Genomic DNA, 22,524 nt, shown 5'->3' with positions numbered 1-22,524 from the left:
CTCAGCCCCGCAAGCGGTAAAGATGGACCGCCCCGTAGATCGCCGACCGGTCTTCGGCCGAGGCGCGGCGCGAGGCTTCGGTGTCATAGGTCCAGCGCCCCAGGATCGCGTCGGGCACCCGGCCGGGCAGGATGTCGGGTTCGCCGCCGGTGCGGAACAGCACCCGCGCGCCCGGCGCGGCGACCCGGGTCAGTTCTGACCAGAGCGCGGTCAGCTGGGCATCGGTCATCCAGTCCTGCGCATCGAGCAACACCGTGCAGTCGACCGACCCCGCCGGCCGGTCCGCCAGATAGTCGGTGACAGATCGGTTCCTGACCGAAACGCGCCCGGCCATTGCCCGCAGAGTCTCGAAGGCTGAAGGGTCCAGATAGGGCGGCACCGCGCCGCCCGCGACCCCGCCATAGCGCCGCTTGCAGGCCTGCCAGACGAAATAATTCTCGGCCACGGGAAAGTCGCAGAAAAGCTTGCGCACCCGTTCGCGCAGCACCGGGATCACGTCGCCGCCGCCATCGGCGGCCAGCTTGTCGTGCTGTGCGGGCGGAATCCCCAGCCCGAAGAGCGCCGCCCGACGGCGTGCCAGCGCGCGGACCAGCGGCCGGTCGAAAAGCGGGCCGACCTCAGTTTCGAAGAAGCGGCGCTGCTCGTCGAGGCTTTGGGCCGCCAGCAGCCGGTCGAAATCGACCCCGCCCAGCCGCGCCACCAGCCCGGCCGCGCTCAGGAACCGGCCCAGCAGCCCATGGCGATAGGCGCCGCGCGCAAAGATCTCGATCCGGCGGCGGCCGAACAGGCGGCCCTCCCACCAGTCCCGGGAAGCTGCGTCGAGCCGCGGCGCCAGATACCGGTCATAGGCCCTGACGTTCGACTGGCGGTCGGCCTCGCCGAAGAAGGCGAAGAAGGACGCCTGATCCGGCAGGTAAAGCGCCGCCGCGCGCTTGAGGTTCAGAAGTGCGACATGGGCAGGCGACAGGTCGACCGCGGCCACTTCGGCCGGGCGGCGGGTGAGATAGGACATCACGTTGCAGCCGCCCGAGGCGATGCAGACCACCCGGTCGCCCTCGGCCAGATCCAGCGCCGCCATGTCGGCGACCGGGTCTTCCCAGATCTGTACATAGACCAGACCCTGAAAGAGCCGCGAGAAGGCCCGTTCCAGCAGGCCGGTCGCGCTCAGGGCGTGGTTCTGGTGGACGGCCGCGCCAAGCTGCGCCTCGACCGATGCGGGGGGAACAGAGATATCGCTCATGCCGCCTCGCGGTCCTGGCCGCGGCGGCGCCCGCCCAGCAGGCGCAGCCGGTCGCGGCGGAATGCCCGGGCCCGCATCTCGGCCGCCCAGTCGATCAGCTCGAACCGTCCGTCCGGATGCTCGATCACGGCGGTGCAGCTTTCGACCCAGTCGCCGCAATTGACATAGGCGAGCCCGTCGATGGCCGACAGCTCGGCTTTGTGGATATGGCCGCAAACGATGCCGTCATAGCCGCCCCGGCGGGCCTCGGCGGCTAGCACGTTTTCGTATTCGCTGATGTAGTTGACGGCCTGCTTGACCTGCTGCTTGGCCCAGTTCGACAGCGACCAGTAGGGCCCGCCCCAGATCCGCCGTGCCCGGTTCAGCAGGGTGTTCAGCCCCAGCGCGGCGCCGTAGGCGCGGTCGCCCAGATGCGCCAGCCACTTGGCATGCACGACGATCGAATCGAACTGGTCGCCATGGGTGATCAGATAGCGCCGCCCGTCGGCCGCCACATGCACCGCCTGGCGTTTGACCTCGATCCCGCCGAAATGGGTGCCCAGATAGGCGCGCAGCATCTCGTCGTGATTGCCCGGGATGTAGACGATCTCGACCCCGCTCTGGGCCCGGGCGAGGATTTCCTGCACCAGGTCGTTATGGGTCTGGGGCCAGTGCCAGGTGCGTTCGAGCCGCCAGCCATCGACAATGTCGCCCACCAGAAAGATCCGTTCGGCGCTGTGATGCGACAGGAAATCGAGAAGCATCCCGACCTGGCATCCGCGCGTTCCCAGATGGATGTCAGAAATAAATATGGTGCGACATTCCATGGCTGGACCCATAATGTAGATTCTATTCGGATTGGGATACCCGGTTCGTGCAACATCCATGTGACGTGGGCCCGCGTCGGCCTGCGGCGGAATCGCCGCCATGCGGCCTGAGGGATTGCCCTAGCGCAGCCAGATCTCGACCCGGCGGTTGAGCCGGTGTGCCACCGCTTCGGGGAGCGCGTCGTCGGCGTGCGCGCCCGTACAGGCCAGCGGCAGCAGGGCGCCGAACGCGACAACCTCCAGCCGGACCCGGCCGAAATCGGCGGCCGTTGCCGCGGCACGCAGGGCGTCCCGCACGGCCTCGGCGTCCTTCCGGGCCAGCGCGCGGTCGGCATCGGGACCGTCCGCGTCATCGGCAAAGCCCGCAAGGATCAGGGTGCGACCATCGAAGGTTCCGGTTTCCAGCGCCCGCGCCAGAGGCTCGATCCCTGCCTGCGACAGGGCTTGGTCCGTTTCTGGGCCGTGGCGGACGGTTTCGGTCAGGCGCACCGCGCCGCGCAGAACCGTGACCATCCGCTGCAACTCTGCCAGACCGGACTCCGGAGCGGCCTCGGCGATGGCGAGCGCCAGTCGGTCGCCCTGACGGGCCAGTGGAATCTCCTCGCGCATGAGATCGGCAAAGCCTGCCCGGCGGATCGCGATCTGGGCCGCGGGCGTCGCGAGATAGTCGAGGAAGGCCCGGGCAAGCGGCGGCAGCTGCGGCGCGCCCACATAAAGGAAAAGCGGCACCACGAAGGGGTAGTCGCCGGTCTTGATGCCTTGGCGCGAGGCCAGCAGACGGGTGCCGCATCCGGCGGCCAGCGGCACCTGAACCGCGCCGCCGAGCGTCGAGAACCGGGTCAGCCCGAGTCCCATCGGGTCGGCCGCGACCGCCGCCGAAACCGCCGCCGCATCGGCATGCTGGCGCGCCGAGGGGACCGCCGCCCGTCCCTCCAGAAGCCGTGTCTCGGGGCTTTGACCGAGCCCCCCGTCCGGTCGCGGCAGATGCACCGTGACCGGGGCCTTCGTCCCGCCGATCCGGGACCAGTCGACGATTTCGCCGGTCAGCAGGCTCAGGACGGTCGCATAGGGAAGACCGCGCCCCGGGTCCCCCATTCGGGTGTCGGGAGCCACCACCGGCACGATGGCGTCGAGCGCGATCAGCCGGCGGCGGTGGCTTGCGGAAAGGTCTCCAAGCCCGGCTTCGCGTCCATGGGCGACCTCGTCGGGCAGGATGGCGCGGTCGGACATTGCGATATCGGCGCCGCCGGTCAGAAGATCGGCAAAGCCCTCGCCGGTGCTGCCGGTGGTCAGGGCGATTTCGGCACGCAGCGTCCCGTCGTCCGGGGCGCGCAGCCGGAACAGACCCCGCCGCCCGTCGACAGCCCGCTCGACCGTCATCCCGCGTGCGGCGGCAAAGCCCTCGATCAGGGCGGGCATCGCGACATCGCCCAGCGCTGGCGTCCCCGAAAGCGCGAACCGGGCGACACGCGCCTCGGCGCCGGGACAGGCGGCGCCCTCGCAGGTCACGGCATCGGCATTGACCGCGAGCGGGCCATAGATCGTGTCGAGCCGATAGATCCCGTCGTCAAACTCCAGCAGGCGGCCGCCAATCTCGACCGTGCCGTCGCGCGAGATCAGCGTCACCTCCTCGGCCGGGGCGGGCCGGGCGGCCAGAAGGGACAGCGCCGCGCAAAGCAGGGCGCCAGGCAGACAGCGCATGTTCAACCGGACCGGATTGCCGTTGTCGGGCCAGAGTGTCCGATCTGTCAGCGCCGATTTCAACCGGTCGGGTTTCAACCGGCCGGGCGGACGGCTGCCGGTCCTAGACCAGCTGGCCGTGGCAATGCTTGAACTTCTTGCCCGACCCGCAGGGGCAGGGGTCGTTGCGGTTCGGGTTGCCCCAGGTTTCGGGCCGGCTCTCGTCGAAACCGGGGGCCGCAGAGGCCAGCGCCGCCGGGGCGGGTTCGGTCCCGTCCGCGGGCGCGTCGGCATGCGAGGGCTGGGCCTGTGCCGTCGCCTCGGCCAGCCGGGCCTGCTGTTCGGCCAGCTGGCGGATCATCTCGTTCCGCTCGTCTTCGGTCAGCGGCCGGATCTGTCCCAGTTTCTGGGTCACATCCTCGCGCAGGCTGTTCAGCATCGATTCGAACAGCGCGAAGCTTTCGGTCTTGTATTCGTTCAGCGGGTCGCGCTGGGCGTAGCCGCGGAAGCCGATGACCGAGCGCAAGTGTTCGAGTTTCAGCAGATGTTCGCGCCACTTGGTGTCGATGGTTTGCAGCAGCATCTGTTTTTCGATGTTGCGCATCGCCTCGGGGCCGAACTGCGCCGCCTTCGAGGCCATCGCCTCGTCCGAGGCGTCGGCGATCCGTTCGGCGATGGTCTCGTCGTCGACGCCCTCTTCCTCGGCCCAGTCCACGATCGGCAGATCGAGGTTCAGCGACTGGGCCACCGCGCGTTGCAGCCCCTCGTTGTCCCACTGGTCGGCATAGGACCGGGGCGGGATATGCGTCTCGACCAGATCGTCGATCACCTCGTGGCGCATGTCCTGCACGATGTCCGACAGGTCGTCCGATTCCATGATCTCGCGGCGCTGGCCGAAGATGACCTTGCGCTGGTCGTTCATCACGTCGTCGAATTTCAGAAGCTGCTTGCGGATGTCGAAGTTGCGCCCCTCGACCTTGGCCTGCGCCTTTTCGAGCGACTTGTTCACCCAGGGGTGGATGATCGCCTCGCCGTCCTTCATTCCCAGCGTCGACAGCACCTTGTCCAGGCGCTCGGACCCGAAGATCCGCATCAGGTCGTCTTCCAGCGACAGGAAGAAATAGGACCGGCCCGGGTCGCCCTGACGGCCAGACCGGCCGCGCAACTGGTTGTCGATCCGGCGGGATTCGTGACGTTCGGTGCCCAGCACGTAAAGACCGCCGGCCTCGAGCACCTTCTGTTTTTCCTCGGCATGCTCGGCCTCGATGCGCGCACGCACCGCGTCGGGATGGGCGGTCGGGTCGGCCTCGAGCGCCTCCATCACCTTGATCTCGGCATTGCCGCCCAGCTGGATGTCGGTGCCGCGCCCTGCCATGTTGGTGGCGATGGTGACCGCGCCGAAGCGGCCCGCATCGGCCACGATCTGGGCTTCCTGTTCGTGGTGACGCGCGTTCAGGACGTTATGCGGAATGCCCTGTGTCTTGAGCATCTCCGACAGCATCTCGGATTTCTCGATCGAGGTGGTGCCGACCAGAACCGGCTGTCCCCGGCCATGGGCTTCCTTGATCGACTCGACGATGGCCGCGTATTTCTCGGTTGCGGTGCGGTAGACGGCGTCATGCTCGTCGATCCGGGCGATAGGGCGGTTGGTCGGGATCTCGACCACGCCAAGCCCGTAGATCTGCATGAATTCCTCGGCCTCGGTCGCCGCCGTGCCGGTCATGCCCGCAAGCTTGTCGTAAAGCCGGAAATAGTTCTGGAAGGTGACCGAGGCCAGGGTCACGTTCTCGGGCTGGATCTGCACGCCTTCCTTGGCCTCGATGGCCTGGTGCAGCCCGTCCGACAGCCGCCGCCCGCGCATCATCCGGCCGGTGAATTCGTCGATCAGCATCACCTCGCCGTCGCGCACGATGTATTCCTTGTCCTTCAGGAACATCTTGTGCGCCTTCAGCGCCTGCTGGGCGTGGTGGACGATGGTCGTGCTTTCGGGGTCGTACATCGACTGCCCCTCGGGCAGGATGCCCATCTCATGGAGCCGCTTCTCCATGAACTCGTTGCCTTCCTCGGTGAAGGTCACGTTGCGCATCTTTTCGTCGAGCTTGTAATGCTCGTCGGTCAGCTCGGGCACGACCTTGTCGAGGGTCATGTACAGCTCGGACCGGTCCTGGCTTGGCCCCGAGATGATCAGGGGCGTCCGCGCCTCGTCGATCAGGATCGAGTCGACCTCGTCGACGATGGCGTAATAATGCCCGCGCTGGGCCATGTCCTTCAGCTCGGACTTCATGTTGTCGCGCAGGTAGTCGAAGCCCAGCTCGTTGTTCGTGCCGTAGGTGATGTCGGCCCGGTAGGCCGCGCGCTTTTCGGGTTCGGGCTGCCAGGGATAGACGACGCCGGTGGTCATGCCGAGCATGGCATAGACCTTGCCCATCCATTCGGCGTCGCGCTTGGCGAGGTAATCGTTGACGGTGACGATATGCACGCCCTTGCCGGTCAGCGCGTTCAGATAGGCCGGGAAGGTCGCGACCAGCGTCTTGCCCTCGCCGGTCTTCATCTCGGCGATATTGCCCCGGTGCAGGAAGATCCCGCCCACCAGCTGCACATCGAAGGCCCGCAGCCCCAGCGCCCGGCGCGCGCCCTCGCGGCAGTTGGCGAAGGCCTCGGGCAGGAGGTCGTCCAGCGCCTCGCCCTCGGCGATCCGGCGGCGGAATTCGGCCGTCTTGGCCTTGAGCCCGTCGTCGTCCAGCGCCTGGAACTCTGGCTCCAGCGCGTTGATCCGGGCGACCAGCGGGCGCACCTTCTTGACCAGCCGGTCGTTCCGGGTCCCGAAGATCTTACGGGTGAGTGTTCCGATGCCCAGCATGTTCTCTCCGCGCGGATGCGTATCTGACAGGATCTTGTACGACGGACCGCTTGCCCGCCTGAGAATGCGGCAATAGAAGTGGCCAAGGAAATAAGGCCGACCCCGAGAACCAGTTGCGATGTAAGGGGAGGCCGGAATGGTGTCAACGCCGCCAAGTGCCCGGCGAGAAGGAGAGCCCCATGACATTTGCCCTCAAACCGCTTGCCGCGCTGACCCTCGCGGCGGGGATGGCGCTGCCCGCGCTGGCCGAGGATATCGGCCCCGACACGGTCGTTGCGCGGGTGGGCAATCAGGAGATCACCATCGGGCACATGGTCGTACTGCGCGCCCAGCTTCCGGCCGAATATCAGCAGCTTCCCGACGACGTGCTGTATCAGGCGGTGCTGGACCAGCTGATCCGCCAGACCGCGGTGGGCGAGGCCATCGGGACCGACCTGTCGAAGGGCGCGAGCCTCGCGCTTGAAAACGAACGCCGGTCCTTCGTGGCGGGCGAGGCGCTGTCGCGCGTCGCCGAAGAGGCCGTGACCGACGAGGCGGTGCAGGCCGCCTATGACGCGGCCTATGGCGCCGCGCATCCGATCAACGAATACCATGCCGCGCATATCCTGGTGGAAACCGAGGACGAGGCGAAGGCGATCGAGACCGAGCTGGCGAACGGTGCCGATTTCGCCGAACTCGCCAAGGAGAAATCCACCGGTCCGTCGGGCCCGAATGGCGGCGATCTGGGCTGGTTCTCGGAAGGCATGATGGTCCAGCCCTTCGAGGAGGCCGTGGTTGCGATGAAACCCGGCGAGGTCTCGGCCCCGGTGCAGACCCAGTTCGGCTGGCACGTGATCAAGCTTTACGAAAGCCGGTTGAAGGACGCCCCGGCGCTGGACGATGTCCGCGGCGATCTGGTGCAGAAGATCCAGCGCGACGCGATGGAGCAGGCGCTTGAAAAATACACCGAAGAGGCCGACGTCACCCGGACCGAGATCGAGGTCGATCCCGCGATCCTGAAAGACCAGTCGCTGCTCGACCAGTAAGTGCCAATCCAAGAGGGACAGATGGCCAAGGACAAGAAGAAAAAGGTCGATACGGGCGAGACCAAGAAGAAAAAGGCCAAGATCAAGCCGCTGAAGCGCGAGATCGAACGCCTGCGGGCGCAGCTGGTGGCGGTGTCCGAAAAGGTCCCCGCCAAGCAGCCGGTGATCTCGCCTCTGGCTCCCGAGGCAGGGTTTCCGGCGCTGCCGGTGATCGAGGGCGCCGAATTCGCGGCGGCCGAGGCCGGTGTCCGCTACAAGGGTCGGCTTGACGTGATGCTGGCCCGGCTTGCGCCCGGCACGGCCGTGGCCGGCGTCTTTACCCGGTCGGCGACGCGCTCGGCGCCGGTTCTGGACTGCGAGGCCAAGATCGCGGCCAAGCCCGCGCCGAAACAGGGTGCGGCGATTCTGGTGAACTCGGGCAATTCGAACGCCTTCACCGGAGCCGCCGGGGCCGAGGCGGTCTCGGCGCTCTGCACGGCCGCGGCCGCGGCTTCCGGCGTGCCCGAGACGCGGGTCTTCACCGCCTCGACCGGCGTGATCGGCGAGCCGCTGCCGCATGAGCGGATCTCGGCGGTTCTGGGCGATCTGGCGGCGCGGCTGTCGCCCGAGGCGCTGCCGCTGGCCGCGCGCGCGATCATGACCACCGACACTTTCCCCAAGGGCGCGACCGCCACGGTCGAGATCGACGGACAGCAGATCCGCATTGCTGGCATCGCCAAGGGGTCCGGCATGATCGCGCCCGACATGGCGACGATGCTGGTCTACATCTTCACCGATGCGAAGATCGGCCAGCCGCTTCTGCAGAAGATGCTGGGCAAGCTGACCGACGAGACCTTCAACTGCATCACCGTCGATGGCGACACCTCGACCTCGGACACGCTGATCGTGGCCGCGACCGGCAAGTCGAAGGTGCCCGAGATCACCGATCTGCGCAGCTCGGCCGGGCGCGCATTCCAGGAGGCGCTGAAGGGCGTGATGCTGGATCTGGCGCATCAGGTGGTGAAGGACGGCGAAGGCGCGACCAAGTTCGTCGAGGTCGCTGTGACCGGCGCGGCCAGCCCGGCCGATGCGCGCAAGGTGGCCATGGCCATCGCCAATTCGCCGCTGGTCAAGACCGCGGTCGCGGGCGAGGACCCGAACTGGGGCCGGATCGTGATGGCCATCGGCAAGTCGGGCGCCAGGGCCGACCGCGACCTGATCTCGATCCGCTTTGGCGACATCCTCGTCGCCGAAAAGGGCTGGGTGGCCGAAAACTATGCCGAAGAGGTGGGGGCGGCCTACATGAAGCGCGAAGAGCTGGCGATCCGCGTCGATCTGGGGCTTGGCAAGGGCGCCGCGACGGTCTGGACCTGCGACTTCACCAAGCGCTACATCGAGATCAACGCCGACTACCGGTCATGAAGATCGTTCTGGTGGCCGCGGTGGCCCTGATCGACGTGGATGGGCGGGTTCTGCTCGCCCAACGCCCCGTCGGCAAGTCCATGGCGGGCCTCTGGGAATTTCCCGGCGGCAAGATCGAGCCGGGCGAGACCCCCGAGGCCGCGCTGAAACGCGAACTGAAGGAAGAGCTTGGCATCGACACCTGGGAAAGCTGTCTCGCGCCGCTGAGCTTCGCGAGCCATTCCTATGACGACTTTCATCTGCTGATGCCGCTGTTTGCTTGCCGCAAATGGCAAGGCCAGCCCCAGCCCCGCGAGGGTCAGGTGCTGAAATGGGCGCATGCGCGGGATCTGCGCGATTTCCCGATGCCACCCGCCGACCTGCCGCTGATCCCGGTGCTGCAGGACCTGCTTTAGCCTGGCTCGGGGCGGCATCGGTCGGCTCGATCCCGCCCGCGCGCTTGGTATCATGCGTTTGCATCGCGCTGGGACGGGTTTGATTTCAGCTCCATCTCACGAACACCCCGGTCGTCGACGTGTTCGGAACTCGGTCGAAAACCAACAAGTTATTTCAAGCTTTTGTAAGCTAACTGTTCCATCCCGGATGATCACATAGCCCCTCGCCGGTCTGCCCTGTTCATGGCAAGGTCGATCCTGCGCGAGGTTCGGGAAGGGACGGGAGCATGCTGATCTCTCTTCTCTCTGCGCAAGCAGGCCAGCACGACACCGAAGATCCGGGGAGCGATCCAGGCGAGCAGCGAACCGGCGAGGTTGGTTGCCGAGCGCTGCGGGATCTCCGGGCAGACGGTCTGGAAGTGGCGGGGTCGCGACGACGTCCACGACCGGAGCCAGCCGCCGCACCGCTTGCAGACGACGCTGACGCCGGCGCAGGGTTAACGATCGATCCGGTGGATCGATCGTGGCGAAGAACGTCGCCGTGGTGCGGCGCAAGGCGCTTGTCCTGCCGCTCGACGATCTGCTCGCCGTGGTGCGCGAATTCCGCAACCCGCATGTCTCGCGCTCGGGCCTCGACCGCTGCTTCCGGCGCCACGGCGTGGGCAACCTGCGGGCGCTGAAGCCCAAGGACTCCAGGCCCGCGCATGGCAGCTTCATGGCCCACGAGCCTGGCTATCTGCACATCGACATCACGTATCTGCCCCAGATGGCCGACGAGGACCGCCGCCGCGATCTCTTCGCTGCCATTGACCGAGCGACGCGGCGGGTCGCCGCCGCGCATCTATCCCGCACAAACCGCGGCCAACGCCCGCCGTTTCCTTCGCGATCTGGAGGGCGCGGCCCCGATGAAGATCGCCCGCGTGTTGACCGATAACGGCAAGGCTTTCACCGACCGCCTCTTCGGCCTGCGCAAACGCGCTGCAACCGGATAACACGAGTTGACCTCCTCTGTGCGGACCTCGGGATCGAGCATCGTCTCGCGCCGCCGATGCGGTCGCAGACGAACGGCATGGTCGAGCGGTTCAACGGCAGGATCGAGGATGTCCTGCAGAGCCATCGCGTCCAGAGTGGCGAGGACCTTGAGCAGACCCTCCTGCGCTACGTCCCCCTCTACAACAAGCAGCTCCCGCAATCAGTCCTGAAGGGGCAAACCCCCGTCGGACCCCTCAGTGACTGGCAACGTCACAGACCCGGGGCGGTTCAGCCCGCCAATTCAGTCGCGAAAATCTTCCCTGAACCTGTCGATCTGATGCATGCGCTGATGCAGGATCGCGACGATACCGATATCGCCGTCGGATAGTCGGCGCCAATAGACGAAGTGATGCTCGTACCGGAAGAAGAACCCTTCGACGCCGAACTCTGCCGGGATCGGCTTTGAGGCGACGTCATTCGCCTCGATCCGTTCGAACGCTTGGAACATGCCGGTAATGTGGCGATCAGGTTGGTCCTCGCCCCATCGGTCGCGCGTATAGCGGTAGATGTCATCGAGGCGGAGTGACACCGCCTCCTGAACGCGGATCGCCATCTGGTCAGGCTCGATTGCGAGCGATGACTTCGGCGGCCGTCAGCGGCTTGTAGCTGGTTTCGGGCGCGGCGAAGGCGCGGGTCAGTTCGGCTTTCAACCGATCAAAAGTCTCCTGCTCGGCCCGCTCCTTGTCTCGCCGGATCAGGTCGCGCACGTATTCGCGGATGTTCTCGTAGGAGCCGTTTTCGCCGACATTGGCCGCAACGAAGTCGCTGAGCGCGCCGCTAAGGCGGACAGTCATGGTCGTGGTGCGGGACATGGCAGGCTCCTGCGGCGTGGCGTGTATTCAATATAACCAAAAAATACTACGCATCGAGTCTGGCGGCGGTGAACCAATTTGGACGCCCCGCCGCCTCTGTGACGGCTTGACCTTACTCGGCATCCGCGTCGTTGTGCGATCGGCGAGCAGCAGGACCACGTGGAACACGATATCCGAGTGCCTGGCCAGCGCGATCAGATGCTCGCCACTCGGCCCACGCTCGCCCGCGATCCAGTACTTCACGGTCCGCTCGCTGGCACCCGTCCAGCGCATCGCCGTCTTGACTGCTCGATGTGTCAAGCCGAGCTCGTCCCGAACCGCCGCGGCAATGGCTGCCCGGTAGTCGGCGACATTGGCTTCAAGGTACAAATTTGTGCCCGTTTTCGGCACAAATGTGCCCGTCTTGGTCCGCATCTCTGCGTCCTCCTTCGATAATACTCTGGGAAGGACATGAAGAGCGGCAGTTCGCATTTGCGCCCAATCTGCGGTGGAGGGCCATCAGCTCGAAGCAGCCCACATGATTTCTTGGGAGGCGGGCGTGGCTCGGGGAAAAGCACTATTATCCGAAGGAGAAGCCGAGCCGTCCAAGCAGCTGCTGGCTGCGGAGTACGTCCGGATGTCGACCGAGCATCAACAGTACTCAACCCAGAACTAGGCGCAGACGATCCGCGAATACGCCGAACGTCGCGGCATCAGGATTGTCAAAACCTATTCGGACGGCGCGAAAAGCGGGCTGGTCATCGGCGGCAGGATGGCATTGCAGCAGATGATCGCCGATGTCGAATCCGGCGTGGCCGAATTCAGCGTGATTCTGGTCTACGACGTCTTCCGCTGGGGACGTTTTCAGGACACCGACGAATCTGCCTTTTACGAATATCGCTGCCGAAAGGCGGGAATGCAGGTCGCCTATTGCGCCGAGCAATTCGAGAACGATGGTGCTCCGGCCTCCACCATCGTGAAAAGCGTCAAGCGGGCAATGGCGGGCGAATACAGCCGTGAGCTTTCAGTTAAGGTCTTCGCGGGCCAATGCCGTCTGACTAAGCTCGGCTACCGTCAGGGCGGCCCGGCGGGCTTCGGGTTGCGTCGCGCCCTTCTCAATGAACGGGGCGAAGTGAAAACCGAACTGAAGCGGGGCGAGCACAAGAGCTTGCAGACGGATCGGGTCGTCCTTGTGCCCGGACCAGACGAGGAGGCCCGGACGGTGCGCTGGATCTACAGCCAGTTTCTGAAGAAGGGGCTGTCGGAAAGCGAAATTGCGGCAGAACTGACTGAACGCGGCATCCTCACCGATCTCGGGCGGGCTTGGAACCGTGCGACCGTCCATCAGATCCTGACCAATGAGAACTACACCGGCAACAACGTCTACAACCGCCGCTCGTTCAAACTGAAACACAAGCCGGCCGCCAACGGTCCTGAGATGTGGATCCGTTCGGACGGCGCCTTCGATGCCATCGTCGGGCCGAAACAGTTTCGGAAGGCTCAGGCCATCATCGCGGCGCGCAAGGTGATCGCGCACGAGCTCTTGGTCAGCCTCAAGGGCAGCGCTTCGGTGGATTGGTCACACCGCGAGAGTGCTAGGGCACGAATGCGTGTGCTCGTGAAACGCATATTGCGCAAGCACGGCTTCCCGTCAGACCTACAGGATGCCGCTGTGCAAACTGTCCTCCGGCAGGCCGAAGCGCTCTCATCGCAGTGGGCAGTGTGACCCGTTCATTGGCTGAGGGTCGTTCGATCCGGGTTCCGGTCGGCATGCAATTGGACGGTTCAAAGGCAACAGCCTGCACGGACGTATAAATGATTGCTTGTTAGTGGCTTGCAGGAAATTCACCAAAAGGGCAAAGGCAACAGGTCCGGAGAATATCGGCCCTGAGAGACCGCTTTCGGGCCTCCCGCCGACAGGGACGGTGCTCAGCCCCTCCCGCATAACCCTAAAATAAAACGGAAAAATCCGGCCGCAGCCGGATCGGGAGAACGCTTTCGCTGGGGCCAGTGGCGGAGACGATGGGATTCGAACCCACGAGACGGTTTCCCGTCTACTCCCTTAGCAGGGGAGCGCCTTCGACCACTCGGCCACGTCTCCGCCGATCTGTCTATGCGGCAACAAACCGGGAAACAAGGCTTTTCTTGAGAGCGCCATAGCTGGCGGCAAGGCGCTGTTATCTCAGAGCCTGCGTGAATTTCCTGAGTGGTCTGTCGCGTGTCATCCCGCACTCAGAGAGATGTCTCATGGAATAGCGACCCGCTTGTCCTGTCGGCATGCCCCGACTTGCCGCACGATCGGCGAGTTTCCCCGCATCGCAGCACTGCTTGCTGACTCGGGCGACGCCTCGCCTGGACGCGGCCTGCGGCCCCGGGGCGCTGGGCGACACCACCGGGCGCAGGCGCACCTTTCTGGGCGGGCTCTGGCTGACTGCCGCAGCATCGGTCGGAGCGGCCCTGTCGGTCGACGGTGTCGGGCGACGGGCCGATGCGGATCGCCATGCGCATCCTGCAGGGCCTCGGTAGCGCCGACATCATGGCCGCGGGCTGGGGCTTCTGGGGCAGGTGTATCACGGCGCCGCGCGGGCGCGGGCCGCGGCGATCTGGGCGGCGGGTCTGGGGGCCGGCGTGGCGCTCAGCCCGGTCCTGGCATCGCTTCCGCTGGCGCCGGGGGCCTGCCGATCTGCGGCGTCGCCCATACGTCGACCAAGGGCGCAATCGACACGATGACGAAGAACATCGCGATCCGGCTGTCAAACACGAAGATCCGCTGCAACGCGATCGCGCCGGGTGTGACCGAGACCGATGCCGTCCGCGCCTGGGCGGCGGGCGAGCAGGAGGGCGGCGGCGAGATGCCTGAATTCTCGGACAAGTGCACCAGCATCACGGCGCCCTCGACCGAGCCGGTCGATCAGCGTTTCCATGCGCCGCGCGGTCATGACCACGGGCCAGCCTTTCGCCAGCACGAGCTTGGCGATTTCGCGCCCGAAACCGGTCGAACAACCGGTGATGAACCAAACGGGAGATGCTGTCATGATCTTTCCTTTCCTTGTGGTGAAGTGTCAGCGCAGCGCCATGGCGAGCCGGTTCAGCCCGTCTTCCAGCCGCGCGCGCGGGCAGGCCATGTTGAGGCGCAGGAACCCTTCGCCTGCCGCGCCATAGGCGGTGCCTGCGATCAGCCGCCCCGTGTCCCGCACTTGGGCGACCAGCGCCTCGGCGCTTTGACCGAAGGCCCGCAGGTCGAGCCAGGCCAGGTAAGTGGCCTCGGGCGGGGTGAAGCCCGCATCGGGACGGGTGTCGGCCAGACGGGCCGCCGCAAGGCGGCTGTTCCCGGCCAGATAGTCGATCAGCGCCGCGTGACAGTCCGCCCCCTCGGTACAGGCGGCGATGGTGGCCACGATTCCGAACGGGTTAAGGTCGCAGACCTCGTGCACGTTCAGCGCCTTGTCGATCCGCCCGCGCAGTTCGGAGTCCGGCGCCGCGATGGTGGCGATCTGCAGCCCGGCAAGGTTGAAAGCCTTGCTGGCGGCGGAAAGGCAGGTGACCGAGCCCGCCGCTACGTCGGGCGACAGCGCGGCGTAGCACTGGTGGCGATGGCCCGGCAGGGTCAGGCCGGCGTGGAACTCGTCGCAGACGACGGTCACGCCATGGCGGGCGCAGATCTCGTGCAGGCGCCGCGGCTCGGCCGCGGTCCAGACCCGGCCCACCGGATTGTGCGGGGTGCACAGCAGAAGCGCGCGGCAGTCGCGATGCGCGGCCCGCCGTTCGAGATCGTCGAAATCCATCTCGTAGCGGCCGTCGCGCAGGATCAGCGCGTTTTCCTCGACGGCGCAGCCTCGCAGTTCCACAACGTTTCGGCGGCATCGGTGAAGGCGCAGTCGCGCATCGTCATCCGTTCGGAATACCAGATCGCCGCGAGGGCGGCGGGACGGAACAGGCTGGTTTCCACCGTGACGTCGTCGCAATGCCAGAACGGATACTTCCCGCCAATGTCCGCGTTGCGAACACGCAGGGTGCGTCCATGCTTGAGGGCGGATTCGCCCGGACCGATCCGCAGCCCGTCCAGCACCATGTCATGACGCGCAAAAGCGGGCGTTCGCCTTCTTGCTCCCAATCGGTCAACGTGGCGGGAAAGGGCGCTTGCGCGGTCATGGCGGGGCTTTCTGTCTGGACGAGCGGCACCCGGGGCACGGGGCCTGCCGGGAGGGGCTCGCATTTCAGGGACCCTCGACAGATATCCTCGCCGGGCCCATGCGATTAGAGGGACGGGCAAACAAGCGTTCATGACCGGGGGTCATCAATGGCGCGGGCCCTTCCGCTGTTGGCGGCCGTCCGTCTCCGACCCTCGGACAAGCGCGCCGCGGGCCGGCCCGACTTCGACAGTGTGATTTCGAAAGACCCGAGAACCGCGCGCGGCTTCGGCGCAACCTTCCGAAGGCGGCCAGGGCCGGGGCGGACGCGAACCGCCGCGGCGCCAGTGCAGGCGAGAGCCGCCGGGCGCGCCTTCAGGCCGGGGATCGCCGCTTCGATGGCGGTAGACCGACGCGAAGAGGCCCCGATCCGCCGGGATCGGGGCCTCGGAGGCAGGATTCAGCGCCAGCCCAGCGCGGGGGCGACATGCGTCAGGATCGCCTCGATCACATGGGCGTTGTAATCGACCCCAAGCTGGTTCGGCACGGTCAGCAGCAGCGTGTCGGCCGCGGCGATGGCCTCGTCCTTTGCCAGCTCCGCGACCAGCCGGTCGGGCTCGGCGGCATAGCTGCGCCCGAAGATCGCCCGCGTCGTCTCGTCAAGCTGGCCGACCGAGTCGCGGCTTTGCACGCCGCGCCCGAAATAGGCCCGGTCGCGGTCGTCGACGAGCGCGAAGATCGAGCGGCTGACCGACACCCGGGGCGTGCGTTCGTGACCCGCCGCCGCCCAGGCTGCGCGATAGGCCTGGATCTGCTTGGCCTGCTGGACATGGAACGGCTCGCCGGTCTCGTCGTCCTTCAGGGTCGAGCTTTGCAGGTTCATCCCCATCTCGGCGGCCCAGATCGCGGTGGCGTTGGACCCCGACCCCCACCAGATCCGGTCGCGCAGCCCCTCGGAATGGGGCTCGATCCGCAGAAGACCGGGCGGGTTCGGGAACATCGGGTAGGGGTTCGGCTGGGCGAAGCCCTCGCCCTTCAGAAGCTCGAAGAAGATCCGCCCGTGCTCGCGGCCCATATCGGCGTCGCCTTGCCCCTCGGCGGGGGCATAGCCGAAATGGCGCCAGCCCTCGATCACCTGTTCGGGCGACCCGCGGCTGATGCCAAGCTGCAGCCGACCGCCGGAAATCAGGTCGGCGGCCCCGGCATCCTCGGCCATGTAGAACGGGTTCTCATAGCGCATGTCGATGACGCCGGTGCCGATCTCGATCCGGCTGGTCTTCGCCCCGACGGCGGCCAGCAGCGGGAAAGGCGAGGCCAGTTGCCGGGCGAAGTGATGGACCCGGAAATAGGCGCCGTCCGCGCCCAGGTCCTCGGCGGCCTGCGCCAGGTCGATGGATTGCAGAAGCGTGTCGGCGGCCGAACGGGTGGCCGAGCCCGGATCGGGCGACCAATGGCCGAAAGAGAGGAATCCGATCTTTTTCATGGCGGCGATATCCTCCGTTGGGAAAGGGCCGGTATACGGAATGGGCAGGGACGGCATGTCCCGTGCCGGTTGCCGCTGATCTAGGGGATGGGCGGCGGCCCGGCATCGCCGATCCGCGAACAGGGGCCGTGCGGCCGCGCGCCGCCCTTTCGGTCAGTCGCCGACGGTCAGCACATAGCCCAGCCCGTGCACCGTGGTGATATGCACGTCGCTGCCCTTCAGGCGCCGCCGCAGGCGCGAGACCAGAACGTCGATGGTGCGGTCGCCATAGACCCATTCCCGGCCGCAGATGGTCATGCTGATCTGCATGCGGTCGCGCGGCTTGCCGAGATTGCGGATCAGGCAGATCAGCAGCCGCGCCTCGGCGGGCGACAGCACCTCCAGCCGGTCGGCGACCCACAACCGGCGGGACAGGGTGTCGAGCCGCAGCGATCCGCCCAGCCGGAAGGTCGTTTGTTCCTCGGGCGCCCGGCGCGCGCTCAGCCGCGCCTGGATGCGGGCGCGGAGCACCGCAGGTTCGACCGGCTTGCCGACATAGTCGCTGGCTCCCATGCCCAGACCCAGGACCTGGTCGGTGGGGGCGTCGAGGCTCGAGAACACGATGAACGGGATCTTGCGGTCCTGCTGCAGGAGCGGCGCCAGCAAGAGCCCGTCGGTATCGGGGAGGCGGCGGTCGAGGATCACCAGATCGAAGCCGGTCCGCAGCAGCGCCTCGCGGGCGCTGTCGCCGTCGCCCGCGGCATGGAAGCGGTGGCCAAGCTGGGTGACGATGTCCTCGACCATCACCTGGACCAGAATGTCGTCGTCGATCAGCAGGATATCGGCGGGGTCCGGCCCGCGGCCCTTGACGGGGGGCATCATGGGCCGGTTCCGGCAGGGGGAGGCGGCGGTTCGGTCGGCGGCGCGGCGGCCAGCACCCGGGCCCGGGCGCTGGCGCGCATCTGCGGCGTGGCGGCGGGCTCCTCGAAGATCTGCTCGAACCTGCGCAGGGCGGCGTGAAGCTCGGTCCGGCCGAAGATCGCGGCGCCGTTGGCCAGCTTGTGCGCCTGTCCCGCCAGTGCGGCATCGGGGTCGGCATCGCCGGTCGCGGCCAGCCGCGTCTGAAACGCCTGCCAGCCCGCGGCGAAGGCCTCGGCCATACGGGCCTGCGCGGCGGGCGAGATCCCGTCCAGCAGCGCGCTGGGCCGCACCGGGCGGGTGCCGCTGCGGATCGCCCGGCCCAGAGCCCCGGCATCGAGCGGCTTTTCCAGAAGCGCTGCGAACAGACTGGCCTGACCCTCGGCGTGGCGCACGAGATCGACATTGGCGCTGAGCAGAAAGACCGGTCGTCCGGCCAGCGCCGGATTGTTCTGCAGGCTGCGGGCGAAATCGACGCCATTGCCGTCGGGCAGGCGGTAATCGACGACGAAGAGGTCGTAATTCTCGGGATGCGCCTGGCACAGCGCCGCAGCCTGCCCCAGCGAACGGGCATGGTCGACGCTCAGACCCATCCGTTCCAGCATCGCCACGGTTACCAGCACGCCCACCGGGTCGTCGTCGATCAGCAGGCAGCTCTGGCTGGCCAAGGCGCCATCGGGCCGGGACGGCGCGGCCGGCAGGACGGGAACCGCCGCCTCGATCAGCGGCAGCCGGACCTCGAGGCGCGCGCCGTCGCCCTTCGATCCGGCGACGGCGATCTCGCCGCCAAGCGCCAGCGTCATCCGCTGGGCGATGGCCAGGCCCAGCCCCGACCCCGACTGCCCGGTCGGGCGTGGGCGCAGGGCGGCCGGGGGCGCGGCCAGCATGTCGCGGATCTGGTCGGGCAGGCCGGGCCCGTGATCGGTCACCGAAAAGACCAGACGGTCCCCCTGCCGCGCCACATCCAGCCCCACGCCGCGCCCGTCATCGTGCCGGATCGCGTTCTGGATCAGGTTGCCGAGGATCTGCTGGACCATCGACCAGTCGAGACTGACCGGGTCGGGCAGGTCGGCGGGCATCGACAGCATCAGCGGCACGCCCTGCTGGCGGGCGAGGATCTCGCGGCTGCGCACGAGGTTTTCCAGCGCCTCGGCCAGCGCCACCGGGGCCGGGCGCGGTTTCGGGGCCTGATGTTCGAACCGCGAAAAGCTGAGCACGTTTTCCAGCGTCGCACTCAGGCCGCGGGCCGAGATGTCCAGCAGCTCGCTGAGCCGCCGACGCTCTTCGAACTCGCCGGGGGGCAGGTCGCGCAACAGCTCGGCGGCGCCCAGCACGCTGTGCAGCGGTGTGCGGATCTCGTGGCTCATCGCCGCCAGGAACAGCGACATCATCCGTTCGGCCTCGCGCGCCTGTTCGATCGCGCGCTGGTGGTCGGTGACGTCGTTCATCAGCACGATGCGCCAGCGGTCGAGCTTGTAGACCGTGTCCTCGACCATCCGCAGGCGGATGTCGAAGCAGCGGCTGCCCGCATGGGTCTGCAGCCAGATCGCGCTCCATTGCGCGCCCTCGGTGGCCAGGATCTCGTCGACGATGGGCTGCAACTCGGTGCGGCGCGATTGCAGCGCGAGCCGGTAGAACAGCGCTCCGGCCTCGTCGAGCCCGAGGAAGGTCTGCAGCGCGGCGCGGTTGGCGCTGATCAGCACCCCCTCCTCGTCGGCGATGAAGACCGGGCCGCGCAGGCTTTCGAGCACGCCGAACAACTGGTCGCGCTCGCGCGCCAGTCGCCGCAGGCGGTCGGCCATCGCGGCCTCTTCGGTGCCGGTCTCGGACCAGGGCGACAGCATCACCAGTTCGACCTCGTCGAAGAAGAGATCGAGCCGCGCCATAAGCGGGTCGCGCGGCGGAAGCCCGGCCGCGATCGCGGGATCGCGATACAATACGCCGCAAAGATCCAGATAGGCGCGGCGGTAATATTTCAGAAGGCCGTGGTTCAGCGCCAGCGGCACGCCCGACCGCCGGTGCCGCCAGGCGACATCGCGCAGCCCGGCAAAGCGCGGATCGCTGCCATAATCGTGGTGCCCGTTCGCGCCGCCCGTATGGTTCGGGTCGCCGAGGCTGGCGCCAAGGCAGGCGGTGACGCGCTCGACCGACTCGACCCAGGCAGCGCGCATCGAGCTGGTCTGGTCGGTGTAACCGGCTGCTGCGGCAAGGCGCAGGATCTCGTCGACCAGGGCGTCGCTTTCGCGCGCGAGGTGATCTGTCAGTCTGTCGACGGGCCAACGTGGCGGCCCGGCGGGGGAGTCCGGGGGCGGGGGCATGGCGGCAATCGACCATAACTGCGACAAATTGGCAATCGGGCTTCGCTGCGGGTGGCGGCCCGCCGCCAGTTTGCCGCGGGCTTCGTTTACGTCGCGTTTACAAATTCTTACAAACCCGAAGCCTTTGCGCCTTTCCGCCGGGGTATGGTCTGCCGGTCCATTCCCCAAGTCCGAGCGGATCGGAGGCACTTACCATGACATCGAACGGAACTTCGTGGCTGAAACTCGGGGGCGGCGCGCTGCTTCTGGGCGTTGCAGGCTTTCTGCTCGTGACATCTCCCTGGACCTGGTCCGCGATTCACGGCAGCCAGGATCTGCCCGCGCTCGACGGCGCGGATCTCGCAAACGGGCGCACGGTCTTCGTGGCGTCAGACTGCGCCACCTGCCACGAGACCCCCGGCCTTGAAGACGACACCCATCTGGGCGGCGGCCGCAGCCTCGAGACGGCTTTCGGCACCTTCCACATGCCCAACATCTCGCCCGACGAGGCGACCGGCATCGGCCGCTGGACCCTGGCCGAGTTCGACCGGGCGCTGCGCGAAGGGGTCGGCCCCGACGGCGCTCTGCCCGACGGGCAGAACCTCTATCCCGCCTTCCCCTACACCTCGTACCGCAAGCTGACCGGGACCGATGTGCGCGATCTTTACGCCTACATGATGTCGCTGCCCGCAGTGTCGAACGAGGTGCCCGCGCATGAGCTGAACTTCCCCTACAACCTGCGCCGCGGCGTGGGCGTCTGGCGTCTGGCCTTCCTCGGCGGCGACGGCTACACGCCCGGTCCGGTGCCCGAGGGCGTCGATGCCGATCTGTATCATCGCGGCGAATACCTGGTGGAAGGCCCGGGCCACTGCGCCGAATGCCACTCGCCGCGCGGGCCGATGGGCGATGTCGTCGCCTCCAAGCGCTATGGCGGCGGCCCGAACCCCGAGGGCACCGGCTGGTTCCCCAACATCTCGCCCGATCAGACCGGCATCGGTTACTGGTCCGCGGCGCGGATCGCCAATTACCTGCATACCGGCGTCAACCCGGTCGGGCGGACGGCCGATGGCGACATGGCCGAGGTCGTGCGGAACACCTCGCAGCTGCCTTTCGAGGACGTGCAGGCGATGGCCGTCTATCTCAAGACCCTGCCGCCGATCGATAATCGCGCGCCGGGCCTGCCCGAGCCGAACTACAGCAATCACGTGGTGATGCTGGATCAGGCGATCGGGGTCGCACCGCAACTGCCGGTCTCGTCCCCCTCCGCCATCGTCAAGGGCACGGCGGCCACCGTGGTCGAAACCAAGGATGTCTGGCTGGGCGCCGACATGGTCGGGACCGAGAACGAACCCGAAGGCAAGCTGCTGGGCGGGGCTGCGGTCGAGGTCGCCGGGCGTAATGGCGACAAGGTCGAGCTGGTGCTGAAGGGCTGGCAGCTCGAAGAGGCGTCCTCGATCCTTTATCAGGCGCGCGGCCAGCGGGTGATGATGGCGGTTCTCGACGATGCCGCGGCCGCGACCGTGACCCGTGGCGCGCCCGAAACCGATCCCGAGACCGGGCAAAGCTGGGTTCCGGCCGAGATCACGCTGTGGTCCGATGCCAATGGCCTGAACACCGACCGCGCGGCGGTCTGGGCCTATGGGCAAGACACCTTCCAGAAGGCTTGCGCCGCCTGCCACGTGCTGCCGCAGCAGACCCATTTCACCGCGAACCAGTGGATCGGCACGCTGAAGGCGATGCGGCGCTTCACGTCCTTCACCGACGACCAGTACCGCCTGATCCTCGCCTATCTGCAGAACCATTCGAAGGATCTCAACACCAGCGCGGGAGTGGTCGAGTGAGCAGCTTTTCCCAAAGACTGACCGCCGCCGAGATGGCCGATCTGGCCCAGACGGCCGAGGCTCTGGCCTCCCTCTTCCTCGCCCCGCCGGACCTTGAAACGGTGCAGGCCCTGCGCAGCATGCCGGGTCAGGTGGCGCTGGGCCGGATCGGAGAGATCCTTGGTGCCGGATCCGAGGTAGATGCCCTGCGCCAGATCCTGGCGGATGGCCCCGCCGAGGAGGTCGTCACCGCCCTCGGGCGTCGGCATACCGCGCTCTTCGAGGGGATCTTCCGGCAGCGGAGCCTGCCGCCCTATGCCAGTGCCTGGGACGGGACCGGCCGGCTCTGCGGCCCCGCGGCGGGCCGCGCCCAGGCCATCCTGCGCGATCTCGACGTCCATCTGGACGTCACCGGCGAACCCGCCGACCACCTGGCGGTGCAACTGGCGGCGCTGGCCGAGGCCTTGCGCCAGGACCGGTCCGACATCGCGGCGCGGGTGCTGGACGAATTGCGCTGGACCGACCGGTTCGCGGCGGCCCTGACCGGGGCGGACCGCACCGGCTTTTACGGCGCGCTGGCCCGGCTGGTGCTGGCGCTGAGAACCCGGCTGGCGGCCGATGCGGCCGCCGCCACGGACCCCGGTCCCGAACCCCTGACACGTGCCGTGACGGCTCAGATCTGAAAGGA

19 protein-coding genes, 1 tRNA gene and 2 pseudogenes are annotated in these 22,524 nt (G+C 67.1%); 8 read left to right on the top strand and 14 right to left on the bottom strand.

The features are described 5' to 3' along the window. Position 1: 1 nt before the first annotated feature. The 4 genes from C8N38_RS07050 to secA form a co-directional block, all read right to left on the bottom strand. Positions 2-1,240: a BtaA family protein gene (locus C8N38_RS07050; protein ID WP_108025584.1), complete on the bottom strand. Its 1,239-nt coding sequence runs from the start codon at positions 1,238-1,240 to the stop codon at positions 2-4. Beyond that, a complete protein-coding gene (locus tag C8N38_RS07045) occupies positions 1,237-2,046 on the bottom strand; it encodes a UDP-2,3-diacylglucosamine diphosphatase (RefSeq protein ID WP_108025582.1) in 810 nt (269 codons plus the stop codon). Before C8N38_RS07045 ends, C8N38_RS07050 begins: the two co-directional genes overlap by 4 nt. 120 nt (positions 2,047-2,166) lie before the next feature. Continuing rightward, positions 2,167-3,747 carry a substrate-binding domain-containing protein gene (locus C8N38_RS07040; protein ID WP_146176238.1) on the bottom strand — a complete coding sequence of 527 codons (1,581 nt, stop codon included), beginning with the start codon at positions 3,745-3,747 and terminating at the stop codon, positions 2,167-2,169. A 103-nt stretch (positions 3,748-3,850) separates the two neighbouring features. Then, entirely contained in the window at positions 3,851-6,586 is a 2,736-nt protein-coding gene (gene secA / locus C8N38_RS07035; RefSeq protein WP_108025578.1) for a preprotein translocase subunit SecA, read from the bottom strand. A gap of 179 nt (positions 6,587-6,765) precedes the next feature. Between secA and C8N38_RS07030 the strand changes: the two genes are divergently transcribed. The 4 genes and pseudogenes from C8N38_RS07030 to C8N38_RS07015 all read left to right on the top strand — a co-directional run. Beyond that, positions 6,766-7,611 carry a peptidylprolyl isomerase gene (locus C8N38_RS07030; RefSeq protein ID WP_108025576.1) on the top strand — a complete coding sequence of 282 codons (846 nt, stop codon included), beginning with the start codon at positions 6,766-6,768 and terminating at the stop codon, positions 7,609-7,611. Positions 7,612-7,632: 21 nt separating this feature from the next. After that, entirely contained in the window at positions 7,633-9,012 is a 1,380-nt protein-coding gene (gene argJ, locus C8N38_RS07025; protein ID WP_108025574.1) for a bifunctional glutamate N-acetyltransferase/amino-acid acetyltransferase ArgJ, read from the top strand. Next, positions 9,009-9,407: an 8-oxo-dGTP diphosphatase MutT gene (gene mutT / locus C8N38_RS07020; protein ID WP_108025572.1), complete on the top strand. Its 399-nt coding sequence runs from the start codon at positions 9,009-9,011 to the stop codon at positions 9,405-9,407. Before argJ ends, mutT begins: the two co-directional genes overlap by 4 nt. Before the next feature lie 285 nt (positions 9,408-9,692). Continuing rightward, positions 9,693-10,638, top strand: a pseudogene (locus tag C8N38_RS07015) (DDE-type integrase/transposase/recombinase); the annotation flags it as partial. Between the two features lie 21 nt (positions 10,639-10,659). Here C8N38_RS07015 and C8N38_RS07010 read toward each other — a convergent pair. From C8N38_RS07010 to C8N38_RS07000, 3 genes are read right to left on the bottom strand one after another with little or no spacing between them, the layout of a single operon-like run. Then, the gene (locus C8N38_RS07010; RefSeq protein WP_108025570.1) at positions 10,660-10,971 is read right to left on the bottom strand and encodes a type II toxin-antitoxin system RelE/ParE family toxin; all 312 of its coding nucleotides are present in this window, start codon (positions 10,969-10,971) and stop codon (positions 10,660-10,662) included. Between the two features lie 4 nt (positions 10,972-10,975). Further along, on the bottom strand, positions 10,976-11,230 hold the full coding sequence (locus tag C8N38_RS07005; protein WP_108025569.1) for a ribbon-helix-helix domain-containing protein: 255 nt from the start codon (positions 11,228-11,230) through the stop codon (positions 10,976-10,978). 27 nt (positions 11,231-11,257) lie between these two features. Further along, positions 11,258-11,644: a helix-turn-helix domain-containing protein gene (locus tag C8N38_RS07000; protein WP_245895578.1), complete on the bottom strand. Its 387-nt coding sequence runs from the start codon at positions 11,642-11,644 to the stop codon at positions 11,258-11,260. Between the two features lie 250 nt (positions 11,645-11,894). On the opposite strand from C8N38_RS07000, the gene C8N38_RS06995 reads away from it, so the two are divergent. Further along, on the top strand, positions 11,895-12,935 hold the full coding sequence (locus C8N38_RS06995; RefSeq protein WP_342750291.1) for a recombinase family protein: 1,041 nt from the start codon (positions 11,895-11,897) through the stop codon (positions 12,933-12,935). A 285-nt stretch (positions 12,936-13,220) separates the two neighbouring features. Here the strand turns inward: C8N38_RS06995 and C8N38_RS06990 are convergent. Further along, positions 13,221-13,310: transfer RNA gene (locus C8N38_RS06990), tRNA-Ser, on the bottom strand. Positions 13,311-13,449: 139 nt separating this feature from the next. Here C8N38_RS06990 and C8N38_RS22210 point away from each other — a divergent pair. After that, a pseudogene (locus C8N38_RS22210) lies at positions 13,450-13,977 on the top strand (hypothetical protein); the annotation flags it as partial. Here C8N38_RS22210 and C8N38_RS21835 read toward each other — a convergent pair. The 6 genes from C8N38_RS21835 to C8N38_RS06955 form a co-directional block, all read right to left on the bottom strand. Next, complete coding sequence (locus C8N38_RS21835; RefSeq protein ID WP_245895576.1) at positions 13,963-14,244, bottom strand: hypothetical protein; 282 nt, start codon at positions 14,242-14,244, stop codon at positions 13,963-13,965. The pseudogene C8N38_RS22210 and the gene C8N38_RS21835 sit on opposite strands and share 15 nt — an antisense overlap. Before the next feature lie 27 nt (positions 14,245-14,271). Beyond that, a complete protein-coding gene (locus tag C8N38_RS06975; RefSeq protein ID WP_108025567.1) occupies positions 14,272-15,057 on the bottom strand; it encodes a MalY/PatB family protein in 786 nt (261 codons plus the stop codon). Continuing rightward, positions 15,018-15,281 (bottom strand): DUF3737 family protein, encoded by a 264-nt coding sequence (locus C8N38_RS21390; protein WP_158272319.1) that lies wholly within the window; start codon positions 15,279-15,281, stop codon positions 15,018-15,020. Before C8N38_RS21390 ends, C8N38_RS06975 begins: the two co-directional genes overlap by 40 nt. A gap of 518 nt (positions 15,282-15,799) precedes the next feature. Next, positions 15,800-16,822: an LLM class flavin-dependent oxidoreductase gene (locus tag C8N38_RS06965; protein WP_108025259.1), complete on the bottom strand. Its 1,023-nt coding sequence runs from the start codon at positions 16,820-16,822 to the stop codon at positions 15,800-15,802. A gap of 153 nt (positions 16,823-16,975) precedes the next feature. Then, a complete protein-coding gene (locus C8N38_RS06960) occupies positions 16,976-17,683 on the bottom strand; it encodes a response regulator transcription factor (protein ID WP_108025257.1) in 708 nt (235 codons plus the stop codon). Then, positions 17,680-20,037 (bottom strand): ATP-binding protein, encoded by a 2,358-nt coding sequence (locus tag C8N38_RS06955; protein WP_245895574.1) that lies wholly within the window; start codon positions 20,035-20,037, stop codon positions 17,680-17,682. The genes C8N38_RS06960 and C8N38_RS06955 overlap by 4 nt, the downstream gene beginning before the upstream one ends. Positions 20,038-20,231: 194 nt before the next feature. Between C8N38_RS06955 and C8N38_RS06950 the strand changes: the two genes are divergently transcribed. Both C8N38_RS06950 and C8N38_RS06945 read left to right on the top strand, forming a co-directional pair. Then, positions 20,232-21,857 carry a c-type cytochrome gene (locus C8N38_RS06950; RefSeq protein WP_108025255.1) on the top strand — a complete coding sequence of 542 codons (1,626 nt, stop codon included), beginning with the start codon at positions 20,232-20,234 and terminating at the stop codon, positions 21,855-21,857. Next, positions 21,854-22,519, top strand: a complete 666-nt coding sequence (locus tag C8N38_RS06945; RefSeq protein ID WP_108025253.1) for a TorD/DmsD family molecular chaperone — start codon at positions 21,854-21,856, stop codon at positions 22,517-22,519. The genes C8N38_RS06950 and C8N38_RS06945 overlap by 4 nt, the downstream gene beginning before the upstream one ends. The last annotated feature ends 5 nt before the right edge of the window (positions 22,520-22,524 follow it).

Origin of the sequence: Rhodovulum kholense (assembly GCF_003053725.1) — a bacterium.
Lineage (GTDB): Bacteria > Pseudomonadota > Alphaproteobacteria > Rhodobacterales > Rhodobacteraceae > Rhodovulum > Rhodovulum kholense.
Note: the sequence above shows the minus strand (reverse complement) of the source record. Positions and strands in the feature narration are given on the sequence as shown.

Bases quoted from the DNA above. Each gene is read 5' to 3' on its own strand.
- C8N38_RS06960 (WP_108025257.1), bottom strand. From the start codon at position 17,683: ATGATGCCCCCCGTCAAGGGCCGCGGGCCGGACCCCGCCGATATCCTG.
- mutT (WP_108025572.1), top strand. From the start codon at position 9,009: ATGAAGATCGTTCTGGTGGCCGCGGTGGCCCTGATCGACGTGGATGGG.
- C8N38_RS21835 (WP_245895576.1), bottom strand. From the start codon at position 14,244: ATGACAGCATCTCCCGTTTGGTTCATCACCGGTTGTTCGACCGGTTTC.
- C8N38_RS07010 (WP_108025570.1), bottom strand. From the start codon at position 10,971: ATGGCGATCCGCGTTCAGGAGGCGGTGTCACTCCGCCTCGATGACATC.
- C8N38_RS07030 (WP_108025576.1), top strand. From the start codon at position 6,766: ATGACATTTGCCCTCAAACCGCTTGCCGCGCTGACCCTCGCGGCGGGG.
- C8N38_RS06950 (WP_108025255.1), top strand. From the start codon at position 20,232: ATGACATCGAACGGAACTTCGTGGCTGAAACTCGGGGGCGGCGCGCTG.
- C8N38_RS21390 (WP_158272319.1), bottom strand. From the start codon at position 15,281: ATGGTGCTGGACGGGCTGCGGATCGGTCCGGGCGAATCCGCCCTCAAG.
- argJ (WP_108025574.1), top strand. From the start codon at position 7,633: ATGGCCAAGGACAAGAAGAAAAAGGTCGATACGGGCGAGACCAAGAAG.
- C8N38_RS07005 (WP_108025569.1), bottom strand. From the start codon at position 11,230: ATGTCCCGCACCACGACCATGACTGTCCGCCTTAGCGGCGCGCTCAGC.
- C8N38_RS06965 (WP_108025259.1), bottom strand. From the start codon at position 16,822: ATGAAAAAGATCGGATTCCTCTCTTTCGGCCATTGGTCGCCCGATCCG.
- C8N38_RS07050 (WP_108025584.1), bottom strand. From the start codon at position 1,240: ATGAGCGATATCTCTGTTCCCCCCGCATCGGTCGAGGCGCAGCTTGGC.
- C8N38_RS06955 (WP_245895574.1), bottom strand. From the start codon at position 20,037: ATGCCCCCGCCCCCGGACTCCCCCGCCGGGCCGCCACGTTGGCCCGTC.
- C8N38_RS07045 (WP_108025582.1), bottom strand. From the start codon at position 2,046: ATGGAATGTCGCACCATATTTATTTCTGACATCCATCTGGGAACGCGC.
- C8N38_RS07000 (WP_245895578.1), bottom strand. From the start codon at position 11,644: ATGCGGACCAAGACGGGCACATTTGTGCCGAAAACGGGCACAAATTTG.
- secA (WP_108025578.1), bottom strand. From the start codon at position 6,586: ATGCTGGGCATCGGAACACTCACCCGTAAGATCTTCGGGACCCGGAAC.
- C8N38_RS07040 (WP_146176238.1), bottom strand. From the start codon at position 3,747: ATGCGCTGTCTGCCTGGCGCCCTGCTTTGCGCGGCGCTGTCCCTTCTG.